This window comes from Vibrio sp. 1288 (assembly GCF_033344475.1).
Genome location: NZ_JAWPOX010000018.1, coordinates 58,997 through 72,696 on the forward strand (window position 1 = coordinate 58,997; position 13,700 = coordinate 72,696).

Below are 13,700 nucleotides of genomic sequence, written 5' to 3' on the forward strand. Positions count from 1 at the left end.
AAATGGTATTGCTATGGAACAGGCTGACGTTACCTCTCTCATTCCCATCCTTATTACTCTTTTCCTTGCGCTGACTACAAGAAATGTCGTTGTTGGTTTATTCGCGGGTGTGGTGAGTGGTGTCGCTATGCTCGAAGGGACATTTGTCGAAAAAGGGCCACTAGACTCGTTTAGTGCATTGATGAAAAGCTATCTACTGCCGCAATTAACTGACAGCTACAATGCGGGCGTCATTTTGCTCTTGGTCTTTATTGGTGGCTTTGTCGCCTTGATGGAGAAATCTGGCGGTGGTGTGGCGTTTGCTAAAAAGGTTACTCAATGGGTTGCGAGTAAATGCCAAGCTCAACTGTCCGCATGGTTCGGTGGTGTGGTTATTTTCTTCTCAGACCTTGGTACACCACTGATTGTTGGCCCTGTTTTTCGCCCTTTATTTGATAAGTTAAAAGTATCACGCCAAAAATTAGCTTTTATTATCGATTCGACTTCCTCTCCCGTCGCAATCTTGATCCCTTTTATCGGATGGGGCGTTTACATCATGGGATTGATTCAAAAAGAGTTTACTGCCCTGAATGTCAGTATGAGTGATTGGGATGCTTTCATTGGTGCGATCCCGTATCAGTTTTACGCCTTTCTTGCGATCGCGATTGTGCCGATTGTCTCTTTCTTCAAATTAGATTTCGGACCGATGGCGAAGGCTGAACAACTAGCAGAGCAGGGCTCCGACTTTGGGAAAGTGCAGGAGTCTATGAATGTGTTTACGCATAAAGATGCAAAATCTAGTTTTGTATGGGCACCTTTGCTCGTTATGCTGGTGGTTCTATGTACCATCCTCGTGCCACACGGTTTTCCATTTCAAAAAGTGGCAGGATCAACGTTTAGGGCTGCACTTTCTTCTGCATATTTCTTCGCGGCCTTCACTTTAATTGCGCTGATGGCGTTTTATGGCGTAAGAAAGCTTTCGGATGGTATTCAGGTTTATCTGAAAGGGATGTCAAACATGATGTCAGTGGCGGTGATTCTGGTATTGGCTTGGGCGCTTAGCTCGGTTGGGAAAGAATTAGGTGCAGCTGCATACATTGCTGAACAAGCTCAAGCCGGTTTCCCTTACTGGTTATTGCCAGCGGTTGCGTTTTTGCTTGCTGGTGTTATCTCATTCGCTACGGGATCATCTTGGGGGACGTTCGCCATCATGATGCCATTAGTAATCCCAACTGCCGTTGCGATTGATGCACCATTGTTGGTTTGTATTGGTGCGGTATTATCTGGTGGCTTGTTTGGCGATCACTGTTCTCCCATCTCTGAAACTACGATTTTGTCGTCGACAGGAGCGGGGTGTGAACAGTATGAGCACTTCCGTACACAATTACCTTACGCATTACTCAATGGAATGATCGCATTGGGGTGTTTTCTTTTAGCTGGAATCAACGCCTCACCAGTGATTGTGCTTGCCGCAATTATTTCTCAGTGTGTGGTTTATTTTGTGCTGTCTAAACAAAAGTCAACCGCGAAGCTAGAGGTGGTTTCGGCAGAACAATAAAGAGAGAAACATCACAAAGCGGAGGCTCACAGGGTCTCCGCTTTTCTTTTGAGTCAAGGTAACATTTTTCTTGTGACAAAATGTGTGTGAGGACCTATTTATTCATTTTGTCTCGCAGAATCAACGTACTTGGCTCGGTGTTTCGTATATATGATCCACTATATGTCTAGTTATTCCTCGTATATTGTATTGTTGAAATCCGGAGACTAGACATGTTTGCACTCAAACATCTTCCTCTTGCATTGAGTTGTGTCTTAGCAGCACAAGTGAATGCGAGTATGAATATTCAGCCCGATCCGCAAAATCCGAATGGTTATGTTATTGCTCGTGGTGACGTTCAAGCCGTAGAGCAAAGCAAAACTTCTGATCCTATGTATGCCATTTGGTCGCAAGCATTAGAGACACGCCCGAACTCAGTGGTTGAAGCGATTGTTCCAGGGGCGACAACCAACCCAGAAAACGTGAAGCGTGTAGAGCGTGTATTCCCCGAAAGTGAGTGGGACTTCCTGACTCAAATGGCGGCACCTGAATACACTTACACGCGTTTCCTACGTGCAATTGGTAAGTTCCCTGCATTCTGTGGTGAGTACACAGACGGTCGTGATTCGGATGCAATTTGTAAAAAATCGATCGTGACAGCGTTTGCTCACTTTGCACAAGAAACCGGTGGCCATATTTCGATCGATAACGTATCGGATAATCCGCTAGGGTTGGAAGAGTGGCAGCAAGCTTTGGTTCATGTGCGAGAAATGGGATGGTCTGAAGGGCAAGAAGGTTACACAACAGGTTGTGGTCAAAATGACTGGCAAAACAAACGCTGGCCATGTGAACCTGGACAAGGTTACTTTGGACGTGGTGCAAAACAGCTTTCTTACCATTTTAACTATGGCGCGTTCTCTGAAGTGATGTTTGATGGTGATGCATCTGTATTGCTAAAAAATCCAGGCTTGGTTGCGGATTCGTGGCTGAACTTAGCATCGGCTATCTGGTTCTTCCTAACCCCACAAGCACCGAAACCAGCAATGCTACATGTGATTGACCGTACTTGGGTGCCTTCACAGCGTGAGCTTGATGCTGGCATTGGTTACGGCTTTGGTACGACCATCAACGTGATCAATGGAGGTATTGAGTGTGGGGAGCAAAACAAAGATAAAGGTCAACCTGTTAACCGTATTCGCTATTGGGAAGGACTTGCCGCTCATTATCAAATTCCAATTGAAGCCGATGAGACCAATACCTGTTGGCAGCAGACGCCTTACGGCAGCTTAAATCTAAATGGTGCGACAGACGTGCTTTACACCAACTGGGATGGTAACTGGAAATACTACTCAGATCGTCCTGGAGGTCACTCATTTGAATGTGAGCTTGTTGGTTTCCAAACGGCTTACTCTGCGCTAGTTGCGGGTGACTATGAGAAATGTGTAACTAACTTCTACCAATCTCATGCGGGTTGGCCAGAAGTTCGTGTAGTTGACAAGGCAGACCCAGTGGATCCGGTCGATCCGCCTGTAGGTGGTGTGGCAGCTTGGGATTCTGGCAAAGTATATAACACGGGTGATCAAGTTTCTTACCAAGGTGCTGTTTACGAAGCGAAATGGTGGTCACAAGGTAATGAGCCAACGAAAGGAGACCCGTGGAAGCTGGTTTCAGGGACTCCTACGGAGCCGCCTACAACGGAACCTGAACCACCTGTGACTGAGCCAGAGCCGCCCGTCACAGAACCTGAGCCGCCAGTAACCGAGCCAGAACCACCAGTGACAGGCAATTTTATTCAGTGGGATCCGGGTGTAACGCAAGTTGCTAACGGCGATAAAGTGACGTACCAAAACAAATGTTTTGTCGCAAAAAATGGCCCTGGAGTGTGGGAAAGCCCAACGCAAAGCAACTGGTTCTGGGACGAGATTTCTTGTCAGTGATTGAGTAAAAAAACAACCTAACCATCTATAAAGACTCTGCTTTTTTGCAGGGTCTTTTTTTATATATGTAGTGGTTTATTTATGGAATCTAAGTTTTCAATAACAGCTTTTCTCTTTTGTTCTGGAGCCCATTAAAATTCGCGCGCATTTTTTATCAACATTTTTGAAAAAAGGTATTTGTACATGTCGACAAAACTGGCTAACCCAGCACCGCTAGGTCTAATGGGTTTCGGTATGACCACTATTCTGCTCAATATTCATAATGCAGGATTTTTCCCAATTGACTCTATGATTCTAGCGATGGGCATCTTTTACGGTGGCCTTAGCCAAGTAATCGTTGGCATCATGTGTTTTAAACGCGGTGATACGTTCGGCACAACTGCGTTTACTTCTTACGGTCTATTTTGGCTAACATTGGTTGGTCTAATCGTAATGCCTCACATGGGTCTTCCTGCAAGCCCTGCAAGCTTTATGGGTTGGTACCTAGCGCTTTGGGGCATCTTCACTGGTTTCATGTTCATTGGTTCTCTATGTTACCCAACAGCGAAGCAAGTGGTATTTGGTTCTCTAACTATCCTGTTCTTCTTGCTTGCTGCTCGTGATTTCACTGGTAGCGAAGTGATCGGTGCTATCGCTGGCTTCGAGGGTATCTTCTGTGGCGCAAGTGCAATTTACTTTGCAATGGCGCAAGTACTGAACAACGAATTTGGTCGTGAAGTATTACCTGTCGGTAAAGCAAAAATCGCTCGTAAAGTTGAAGCGGTTATCGCCTAAGCTGTTACTCATAATGAAGAAAGGGGGATTAACCATTGGTTAATCCCCCTTTTTTATGTCCTCAATCGGACCACTGCTTTTTCTTATTTATGTGATAACGCTATGTTGATGGTTGCTCAACAGTTTCTGCGCTATTGCTGTCTGCCGTTGGTGCTTTACCCGTTTTACGTCGGTACTTATCTTCCCAGTAATCTGCGCCTTTAATGCCCAGTGCAACAGGGTTAAATGTAAAATCGGTCACACCACGTTTTTGTTGCTCTTCGTAGTCGTTCAATGCTTTGAGTGCAGGCTTCGACATAAAGAAGATGATCAAAATACCGATGATGTTTAGCCACGCCATCAGTCCTACGCCTACATCACCCATCGCCCATGCTAAGTTGGCGGTTTTCACGGTTCCGTAGAACACGGATGAAATAATGATGACTTTCAGAATAAACATCAGTCCATTTACTTTGAACGTACGACGAATGTAAGCAATGTTCGTTTCTGCAATGTAGTAGTAAGCCAGAATGGTCGTAAACGCGAAGAAGAATAGAGCGATTGCGATGAATGGCTTACCCACGCCAGGTAGTGCGCTTTCGATCGCCATCTGTGTAAACACAGGGCCATTTGCACCAATATCCGCTGGTAGGTTTTGAACCAGGAATGTACCTTCAATCGCACCATTTACGTTGTACGCGCCAGTGATAAGAATCATGAACGCGGTTGCTGAACACACAAGTAATGTATCGATGTAGATAGAGAAAGATTGAACAAGACCTTGCTGAGCTGGGTGATCAACACTCGCTGCTGCTGCTGCGTGAGGACCAGTACCTTGACCTGCTTCGTTGGAGTAGACACCACGTTTTACACCCCAGCCGATTGCTGCACCAACGCCTGCCATTGGTGTGAACGCGTCACCAATGATCATGCCGAAAATGCGTGGAACCTCACCAATGTTTAGAAGGATGATGACAAACGCAGTAATGATGTAAGCTAACGCCATAAATGGCACAACGACTTGGGTAAAGTTCGCGATACGCTTTACGCCACCAAAAATGATGAAAGCCAAAATGACACAAACAACCGTACCAGTGAAAATTTTAGCAAAACTGAAGGTACCAATAGCGGTTTCAATCATGTCACCTGAGCCAAATGCGGCTTCTACTGCGTTACCGATACTGTTCGATTGAACGCCAGGAAGTAGAACACCACAAGCAAAGATGGTCGCGATAGCAAAGATCCAAGCGTACCATTTTTGTCCCATTGCTTTCTCAATATAGTAAGCAGGGCCACCACGGAACTCGCCTTCGTCTTCTTCTTTATAAATTTGTGCAAGTGTTGATTCTGCGTATGCGGTTGCAGCGCCAAAGAAGGCTACGACCCACATCCAGAATACGGCGCCTGGGCCACCGAAACCGATAGCAGCAGCAACACCAGCAATGTTACCTGTACCTACACGGCCAGACAGTGAAACGGCAAGTGCCTGAAATGATGATATCCCTTTTGTTGAACTCTTCCCTGAAAGTAATAAGCGCCACATCTCAAAGAAGTGACGAATTTGTACAAAACGCGTCATGATTGAATAGAACAAACCTGCGCCAAGGCACAAATAGATCAGTACCGGGCTCCAAATAATTCCATTCAGAAAATCAACTAATGACTGCATGAGTATTTTCCCTGTTAGTTGTGTTTGTGGTTGTTTTTCACACAATACATTACCCTTTATGTAATGCAATTGTTAACTTTTTTAGCTACAAATCCTTTGTAGCGTGATGATGAACACAGAATGGAGAGTAGTTGTTAAAATTTGGTTCTTGTTGCTTATTTGCTCCTTTTAGGTAGAAGATTTGCCTGATGATTAATTATGCAGCACATTGTCATTTAGATGTACTGCGATTTTGATGAGTTAAAAATGCCAATGGTTATGCATTTTGTGGAGTAAGTGTCTGTCTGTTTTTTGTTCAGTCATGTGCTCAGGCGTAACGACAAAGGTTAAGTTCCGCATTATCCATCACTTTTGCTTTTTCACCTTTCATTACGCTTGCTAGCAATTGACCTGAACCACAAGCCATCGTCCAGCCCAGAGTTCCGTGTCCGGTGTTAGTAAAAAGGTTATCGTATTTAGTCGCGCCGATAATTGGTGTGCCATCAGGCGTCATTGGCCTAAAGCCGCTCCAAAACTCAGCTTGGCTGAAGTCACCACAACGAGGAAAAAGATCACGGATGACCATTTCGATAGTGTTTTTGCGCTTTTGTGGAAGGGAAGCATCAAACCCTGCTAATTCTGCGGTGCCAGCTACGCGAATTCGGTCATCAAATCGAGTCATAGCGACTTTATAGGTTTCATCCATCACAGTAGATCGAGGAGAGAAGTGTTCATCTTCCATCGGGATGGTGAGTGAATAGCCTTTGACAGGGTAGACCGGAATATCAATATCGAGTTGCTTGAGTAGCGCTGTAGAGTAGCTGCCAGAGGCCACCACATATTGGTCTGCTTTAAATTGTCCTCGGTTCGTTTGGACACCTATGATCTTTTTGCCTACTGTAACCCAATTGCTTACTTCAGTATCGAACTCAAATCGGACACCGTGTGCCTTAGCAAGCTCCGTTAGTTGTTGGCAAAATTGATGGCAATCGCCCGTTTCGTCATCAGGTAGATGCAAGCCACCAACCAGTTTGTCTTTCACAAGTGCAAGCCCTGGCTCTTGTTCAATACATTGTTCGACGTCCATTAGCTTAAATCGGGTTCCGCTTTGTTCAAGGAGCTGCATGTCCTTTTCAATGGCTTGCAGCTGTTGATGTGTTCGGAATACTTGCAAGGTCCCAAACTGACGTCCTTGATACTCAATGGCGTGTTCTTGGCGTAACTGTTCTAAGCAAATACGGCTGTGGTTGGCGATCGAAAGCATGCGAGCCTTGTTAACTTGATAGCGAGGTAGGGTGCAGTTCGCGACCATTTTACTTGCCCAGCGGATCATGTCGGCATTCAGAGTGGGTTTGATTTTAAGTGGAGCATGCTCCTCCATTAACCACTTAATGGCTTTAACAGGAACACCAGGCGCAGCCCAAGGCGAAGAATAGCCATATGAGATCTGCCCGGCATTGGCGAAGCTCGTTTCCATGGCACTGCTTGCTTGGCGGTCAATGACGGTAACTTGATAGCCTGCTTGAGATAAATACCAAGCAGAGGTTAAGCCGATAACGCCGCTGCCTAATACGATGACTTCCATTGATGCACTCCACACATTTATCAGAGTGCTCAGTTTCTTTTCTTTACCTTTTGTTAACAATCGATATAAATTACACACAGCGTTTAGAAAAATTATAGGCTCAAGGATGAAAAGTAATCTGATAAGTGGTTTGTGTTTATTTAGCCAAGTCGCGGAGTACAACAGCTTTACTGGTGCTGCAAGACATTTACACCTCACCACTGGTGCCATAAGCCAACAAATTATTCATTTGGAGGCGTTATTAGGTTTTACTTTATTTGAACGCCACTCTCGCGGTATTCGTTTAACCGTAAAAGGCACTCAGTTACACCAAGCGACGCAGTTTCACTTTTCGGAACTGAGCAAATTGCTTGATGAGCTCAAAGTAGAAAAGCAAACCAATGAAATTCGTTTGAAGTTGACGCCTTCTTTTGCTTTCAAATGGTTAGTCCCAAAGCTCGAAAGCTTCCATCATGATAATCCGGATATCCAAGTACAAATCTTTGCGGAAGGTGCGCTGGTAAATAGTGAGATAAAAGACTATGACGCCGCAATTGACTATGGTCTTCATCCTTATAGAAATGCTAACGCGGAGCTGATTTTGGATGAGCATCTGCTACCGGTGATGAGTCCAAAATACCTTGAGGATCATGGCTGGCTAAAAACGTTGTTTGGTGAGCAAAAAAACTCAATGCCAGTGAAGCAATGGCAAGAGGCGACGCTACTACACGATGCGATGCCATGGGAAAAAGCGACGCGTGACTATGAGTGGCTATATTGGGCGTCAGCGATGGGGTTGGATTTTAAAACCGATGTCGGACACTTTTTTAATCGAACGGATATGGCGATGTCTGCAGCCGAAGCTGGCGTTGGGATTGCGATGGCTCGAATGGCATTGATTGAGGATGAATTGACGACAGAGCGTTTGGTTTCTCCATTCAAACCGATTCCTGCCAATGCAGGGTATTACTTGATCATGAACACACGTACGAATGCGACAGAAACGTTTCGTCACTGGTTACTTGGACAGTTGAATTAGCGTTTTATCTCTGTGATTCATCCCTACGTTATTTGTTGAAAAATTGGGCAATATAAGTTTTATAAGCAAGGTAAGTGCTTTGCTTGCCGCTATTTGAGTGATGAAAAACAGGGAAGAACATGAAAGACGAAACGCTATCCATCCATTTTGGTTACGAAACTGACCCGACCACCAAATCTGTCGCGACACCGATTTATCAAACAGTCGCGTACGAGTTTGACAACGCGCAGCACGGCGCTGATCTGTTTAACTTGGAAGTGCCGGGGAATATCTACACTCGCATCATGAATCCGACTAACGATGTTCTGGAAAAACGCATGGCGGCGTTAGAAGGCGGCATTGCTGGATTGGTCGTGAGTGCGGGGAGTGCAGCGATTAACTATGCGATTCTGACCTTAGCGCAAGCGGGCGATAACATCGTTTCTACGCCGCAACTTTATGGCGGTACTTATACCTTGTTTGCGCACATGCTGCCAAATCAGGGTATTCAGGTGAAGTTTGCTAAAGATGACAAGCCAGAAAGTTTGGCCGAATTAATTGATGAAAATACCAAAGCGGTGTACTGCGAGAGCATTGGTAACCCTGCAGGTAATATCATCGATTTAGAACGTGTGGCGGAGCTTGCTCACGCACAAGGCGTGCCTGTGATTGTGGATAACACCGTCGCGACGCCAGTGCTGTGCAAACCCATCGAGTTCGGTGCGGATATCGTAGTTCACTCTCTCACTAAATACGTTGGTGGGCATGGCACCACATTGGGTGGCGTGATTGTGGATTCAGGTAAATTCCCTTGGGCGCAGCACAAAGACCGCTTTCCTGTTTTCAACCAACCAGAACCTTCTTACCACGGCGTGGTGTATACCGAAGCGTTTGGTGAGGCGGCATTTATCGGGCGTGCGCGTACCGTACCACTGCGTAATACCGGAGCCGCATTATCACCGATGAATGCATTTATGCTTATGCAAGGGCTAGAAACGTTACCGCTGCGTATGGAGCGCCATACCGAGAACACACTCAAAGTGGCTGAATTCTTGGAACAGAATGACAAAGTCAGTTGGGTAAGTTATGCCGGATTGCCAAGTTCTGAACACTTCCATCTCGCCGAAAAATACATGAAAGGTAAGCCTTCTGCGATTTTGTCGTTTGGTTTAAAAGATGGTTATGACGCTGGTGTGCGTTTTTATGATGCTTTGAAAATCTTTAAGCGTTTGGTGAACATTGGCGATGCAAAATCATTGGCTTGTCATCCTGCATCGACGACTCATCGTCAATTGAGCGAAGCAGAACAAAAACAAGCTGGTGTGTCTCCAGAGATGATTCGTTTATCGGTGGGTATTGAACATATTGACGATATTCTAGCCGATTTAGAACAGGCACTAAACTCGTAAAACGATTCTGTTTTTAGCTTTGGGTTACCCATAGGCCAGCCTTTAAAAAAGCTGGCCTATTTTTATTTTATTGTTTAAATATCAAGGGTTTTGGTGTTTTTGGTTTGTGGCATTCCAAAAGCTCATAGAGGGTGAGATTTATTCTCTTGTCACGTTTGGGTTTGTTCCTGATGATGTGTGCAAGTATTACACATTGGAAGGGACTCAAATGTCTTACGTATTTCACCGTCATTGCCATGCCACGCTACCAATCATCGATAGAGGTGAAGGTGTTTATCTATTCGATAAGCATGGAAAGCAGTATCTCGATGCTTGTGGTGGTGCTGCGGTATCAAACCTTGGCCACAGTCATCACGCCGTTAAAAAAGCCATGTTGGAACAGATCGAGCGAGTGCCATTTGCTCATACTGGATTTTTTACTAGTGACAACAGTGAGCGCCTAGCAGAATTGATTTGTCAGTACATGCCTGAACAGTTCAACCATGTGTATTTAGTCAGTGGAGGATCAGAAGCGGTGGAGTCGGCACTAAAAATGGCGCGGCAGTATTTCGTGGAATCAGGTAAGCCAGAGAAAAAGCAATTCATCGCGCGTCAGCAAAGTTATCACGGTAATACCTTGGGGGCTCTGGCTGTCGGAGGTAATGAATGGCGACGTGAACCGTTCAAACCCATCTTACACCCGAGCCATCATATCGCCCCTTGCTATGCTTATCGTTATCAGCAGAGTCATGAGTCGGAATTGGATTACTCATTGCGAGCGGCGAATGAGCTAGAGGCAAAAATTCTTGAGTTGGGGGCTGATAATGTCATGGCTTTTGTCGCTGAGCCCATTGTGGGAGCCACCGCTGGAGCTGTGCCTGCCACACAAGGTTACTTCAAGCGTATTCGCGAAATATGCGACCAATACGATGTGTTATTGATCTTGGATGAAGTCATGTGTGGCGTTGGACGCAGTGGCAGTTTTTTTGCGTTTGAGCAAGAAGAGGCAGAACCCGATCTGGTGTGTATGGCTAAAGGGCTTGGTGCGGGCTATCAACCTATTGGCGCGGTGGTTGCGAATGATCGAGTCTATCAAGCTATTGCTGATGGAAGCGGTTTTTTCCAACACGGTCATACCTTTATGGCGCACCCTGTGGCGTGCGCTGCTGCCGTGGCAACAATTGAAACCATCTTCCAAGATGATTTATTAACGGCGGTGAATCAGCAAAGTGCTTTGCTGCGTAATGAGCTTACTTCTGCATTGGCCCATTTACCGTACATTGGCGACATTCGTGGTAAAGGCTTGTTTTTTGGCATTGAGCTGGTGGCGGATAAAGAAAGCAAGGCGCCTCTGAGTAAAGCCACATTGGCAGACAAACGCATCAAACAGCGAGCAATGGAAAATGGCTTAATGTGCTACCCAATGGGCGGAACGATTGATGGCGTTAATGGGCACCATATTTTGCTCGCACCGCCATTCATTATTCAGTCTCATCATATTGATGAACTAGTCGGTAAACTCTCATTAACGTTAAAAGAGGTGGCGGAGACATGGAAGTAGCAAACCAATATTTGCGAGAACCTATCGCCATTATCGTGGCCCCAAACGGTGCTAGAAAAACTAAGCACGATCACGCCAACTTACCTATGACAAAAGACGAACTGGTTGCAGAGGCTATCGCTTGTCAAACGGCAGGGGCTGCCATGATCCATTTGCATGCTAGAGATGCCAACGGATGTCATTCATTAGACATCGACGACAACATGGCAATTTACCATGCCGTGAAAGAAGCGGTGGGAGAAACCATGATGGTTCAGCTCACCACAGAAGCTGTGGGTTTATATTCTCCGCCACAACAGAGGGCGTTAGTCAAAGCTGTGAAACCTGAAGCGGCTTCTTTCGCATTGAGGGAGTTAATCCCCGATCGCGCAAGTGAAAAAGAAGGGCATGTCTTTTTCCATTGGTTGGCAGAGAACAGCATCGTGAGCCAAATTATTCTCTACGATACAACCGACATTGAACGTTATTTCCAACTACGCGATGCGGGCGTGTTACCTAAAACGTATCAGCATGCATTAGTGGTGTTAGGGCGTTATCACCAAACTCAACAGTCTTCGCCATGGGATTTACGAGGTTTGAATTTGGCGCGTTTTGACGAGGAAGAAATTCGATGTGCCATTTGTGCTTTTGGTGCGCGAGAGCAAGACTGTTTAGCGAGTGCGATGTTACTTGGATTCGATGTTAGAGTGGGGTTTGAGAATAACCACTTCGATGTGGCAGGCGAATTAGCAATCAGTAACGCGGCTCAGGTGGAAGCTCTACGCGATGTGGCGCATCGCTTTGCGATTCCTTTACGCAGTGCGCAAAGTTTGCGTTCAGCTTTGAAGTAAATCTGCTCGCGGAAAAGAAAAAAAGAAGAAAGGAAAGTAAAAAGGCTCCATCGGAGCCTTTTCGGTATTTGTCGTTAGTTCTCAGTTTGCGCTACAGGTTGACGAGCGGGATGTTTGATAAACACCGCGACAACAGCCGCTATCGCTAATGCAAAACAGTAGTAAGAATTGGCAACTACTTCAAGTGGCGAGAGGTTGAACACGGAACCTAGCAGTAGTACTTGAGCACCGTAAGGCAACACGCCTTGCACCACGCATGAGAAAATGTCTAACAAGCTTGCTGAGCGGCGAGGAGAGACATTATTCTCTTCCGCCAGTTGGCGAGCAACGCTGCCCGATATAATGATGGCTACGGTGTTGTTTGCCGTACAGCCATTGACCATTGATACCAAACCTGCAATACCTAGCTCGCTTGCACGACTGTTCGCATGCTTAGAGTGACTAGAGCCAAACGCGTGGATAAGGCTACTAACGAAATTTGTTAGAAAAGCAAGACCACCTTGGCGACGCATCAGTTCACTCAAGCCACCAATCAGCATGGATAACAAGAAGATCTCTTGCATGTTACCAAAGCCTTTGTATACGTCTTGGGCTAGATTAGTTAGTCCGTAATTGTCAATCGATGCCAAGCTCACGCCGCCAGCCAAAAGAATGCCAATCGACAGAACCACAAACACATTCACACCAGATACCGCTAGGATCAAAATAGTGATGTACGGCAAGACTTTTAGCCACTCAATATCGCCAGTTGCAGGCACTTGAGTCGCAGTACTGTTGAAAGCGAACACTGCAATCGCGATCAACGCCGCAGGTAAAGCAATACGAATGTTCTCTTTAAACTTGTCTTTCATCTCACAACCTTGAGAGCGTGTCGCCGCGATGGTGGTGTCAGAGATGATAGAAAGGTTATCACCAAACATAGCGCCGCTCAGTACAACGCCTGCGGTTAACGGTAAGCTCATTCCTGCTGATTCAGCAATACCCAACGCTACGGGGGCAACGGCTGCGATGGTACCCATCGAAGTCCCCATTGCTGTTGCGATAAAAGCAGAAATCAGAAAAATGCCCGGTAAAATCATGCTGGTTGGAATAGCGGATAAACCAAGGTTCACTGTTGCATCAACACCGCCAGAGGCTTTTGCTACCGCAGCAAAGGCACCTGCAAGCAGATAGATCATACACATTGCGATGATGTCTGGGTGGCCAACACCACGCATGAAGTGTTCGATTGAGCGGTTAAGTTTCTCTTTACTTAAAAGAAACGCAATGATGATGGCTGGTAACACCGCGATGGGTGCAGGCAGCTGGTAGAAGGCAAATTCCACGCCTTGCAAAGATAAGTATGTGCCTACGCCAATAAATAGCGCAAGGAATACAATTAATGGGATCAGTGCGACCGCAGACGGTGCAACTGTTTTAGTAGTTTGTTGGGAACCGGACATGTAAACGACAATGTTAATGATAAGAGAGAAGAGCAGACTAATA

Annotated in this window: 10 protein-coding genes; 7 read left to right on the plus strand and 3 right to left on the minus strand. The window is 45.9% G+C overall.

Annotated elements, in window-relative coordinates:
- Nucleotides 1-13: 13 nt before the first annotated feature.
- From R8O11_RS14695 to R8O11_RS14705, 3 genes are all read left to right on the plus strand, one after another.
- On the plus strand, nucleotides 14-1,537 hold the full coding sequence (locus R8O11_RS14695; RefSeq protein ID WP_132937059.1) for a Na+/H+ antiporter NhaC family protein: 1,524 nt from the start codon (nucleotides 14-16) through the stop codon (nucleotides 1,535-1,537).
- Between the two features lie 212 nt (nucleotides 1,538-1,749).
- The gene (locus R8O11_RS14700; protein ID WP_253657037.1) at nucleotides 1,750-3,453 is read left to right on the plus strand and encodes a chitinase; all 1,704 of its coding nucleotides are present in this window, start codon (nucleotides 1,750-1,752) and stop codon (nucleotides 3,451-3,453) included.
- A gap of 183 nt (nucleotides 3,454-3,636) precedes the next feature.
- The gene (locus R8O11_RS14705) at nucleotides 3,637-4,227 is read left to right on the plus strand and encodes an acetate uptake transporter (protein WP_005381682.1); all 591 of its coding nucleotides are present in this window, start codon (nucleotides 3,637-3,639) and stop codon (nucleotides 4,225-4,227) included.
- A gap of 100 nt (nucleotides 4,228-4,327) precedes the next feature.
- Here R8O11_RS14705 and R8O11_RS14710 read toward each other — a convergent pair whose 3' ends face one another.
- A complete protein-coding gene (locus R8O11_RS14710) occupies nucleotides 4,328-5,875 on the minus strand; it encodes an alanine/glycine:cation symporter family protein (RefSeq protein ID WP_005381681.1) in 1,548 nt (515 codons plus the stop codon).
- A 307-nt stretch (nucleotides 5,876-6,182) separates the two neighbouring features.
- Nucleotides 6,183-7,439, minus strand: a complete 1,257-nt coding sequence (locus R8O11_RS14715) for a D-amino acid dehydrogenase (protein WP_005383728.1) — start codon at nucleotides 7,437-7,439, stop codon at nucleotides 6,183-6,185.
- A gap of 106 nt (nucleotides 7,440-7,545) precedes the next feature.
- Here R8O11_RS14715 and R8O11_RS14720 point away from each other — a divergent pair, with 106 nt between their 5' ends.
- The 4 genes from R8O11_RS14720 to R8O11_RS14735 all read left to right on the plus strand — a co-directional run bounded on the left by R8O11_RS14720 (nucleotide 7,546) and on the right by R8O11_RS14735 (nucleotide 12,215).
- Entirely contained in the window at nucleotides 7,546-8,457 is a 912-nt protein-coding gene (locus R8O11_RS14720) for a LysR substrate-binding domain-containing protein (RefSeq protein ID WP_005381678.1), read from the plus strand.
- 119 nt (nucleotides 8,458-8,576) lie between these two features.
- Nucleotides 8,577-9,845, plus strand: coding sequence for an O-acetylhomoserine aminocarboxypropyltransferase/cysteine synthase family protein (locus tag R8O11_RS14725; protein WP_205460833.1), 1,269 nt, complete (start codon nucleotides 8,577-8,579; stop codon nucleotides 9,843-9,845).
- Nucleotides 9,846-10,053: 208 nt separating this feature from the next.
- Nucleotides 10,054-11,385: an aspartate aminotransferase family protein gene (locus tag R8O11_RS14730; RefSeq protein WP_031780846.1), complete on the plus strand. Its 1,332-nt coding sequence runs from the start codon at nucleotides 10,054-10,056 to the stop codon at nucleotides 11,383-11,385.
- Complete coding sequence (locus tag R8O11_RS14735; protein WP_256901337.1) at nucleotides 11,376-12,215, plus strand: 3-keto-5-aminohexanoate cleavage protein; 840 nt, start codon at nucleotides 11,376-11,378, stop codon at nucleotides 12,213-12,215. The genes R8O11_RS14730 and R8O11_RS14735 overlap by 10 nt, the downstream gene beginning before the upstream one ends.
- A gap of 74 nt (nucleotides 12,216-12,289) precedes the next feature.
- Here the strand turns inward: R8O11_RS14735 and R8O11_RS14740 are convergent, their stop codons facing one another.
- On the minus strand, nucleotides 12,290-13,657 hold the full coding sequence (locus R8O11_RS14740) for a Na+/H+ antiporter NhaC family protein (RefSeq protein WP_318194246.1): 1,368 nt from the start codon (nucleotides 13,655-13,657) through the stop codon (nucleotides 12,290-12,292).
- Nucleotides 13,658-13,700 lie beyond the last annotated feature (43 nt).

Excerpts from the sequence above, each read along its gene's own strand:
- R8O11_RS14735 (WP_256901337.1), top strand. The coding sequence starts at position 11,376 with ATGGAAGTAGCAAACCAATATTTGCGAGAACCTATCGCCATTATCGTG.
- R8O11_RS14710 (WP_005381681.1), bottom strand. The coding sequence starts at position 5,875 with ATGCAGTCATTAGTTGATTTTCTGAATGGAATTATTTGGAGCCCGGTA.
- R8O11_RS14720 (WP_005381678.1), top strand. The coding sequence starts at position 7,546 with ATGAAAAGTAATCTGATAAGTGGTTTGTGTTTATTTAGCCAAGTCGCG.
- R8O11_RS14715 (WP_005383728.1), bottom strand. The coding sequence starts at position 7,439 with ATGGAAGTCATCGTATTAGGCAGCGGCGTTATCGGCTTAACCTCTGCT.
- R8O11_RS14740 (WP_318194246.1), bottom strand. The coding sequence starts at position 13,657 with ATGTCCGGTTCCCAACAAACTACTAAAACAGTTGCACCGTCTGCGGTC.
- R8O11_RS14730 (WP_031780846.1), top strand. The coding sequence starts at position 10,054 with ATGTCTTACGTATTTCACCGTCATTGCCATGCCACGCTACCAATCATC.
- R8O11_RS14695 (WP_132937059.1), top strand. The coding sequence starts at position 14 with ATGGAACAGGCTGACGTTACCTCTCTCATTCCCATCCTTATTACTCTT.
- R8O11_RS14705 (WP_005381682.1), top strand. The coding sequence starts at position 3,637 with ATGTCGACAAAACTGGCTAACCCAGCACCGCTAGGTCTAATGGGTTTC.
- R8O11_RS14725 (WP_205460833.1), top strand. The coding sequence starts at position 8,577 with ATGAAAGACGAAACGCTATCCATCCATTTTGGTTACGAAACTGACCCG.
- R8O11_RS14700 (WP_253657037.1), top strand. The coding sequence starts at position 1,750 with ATGTTTGCACTCAAACATCTTCCTCTTGCATTGAGTTGTGTCTTAGCA.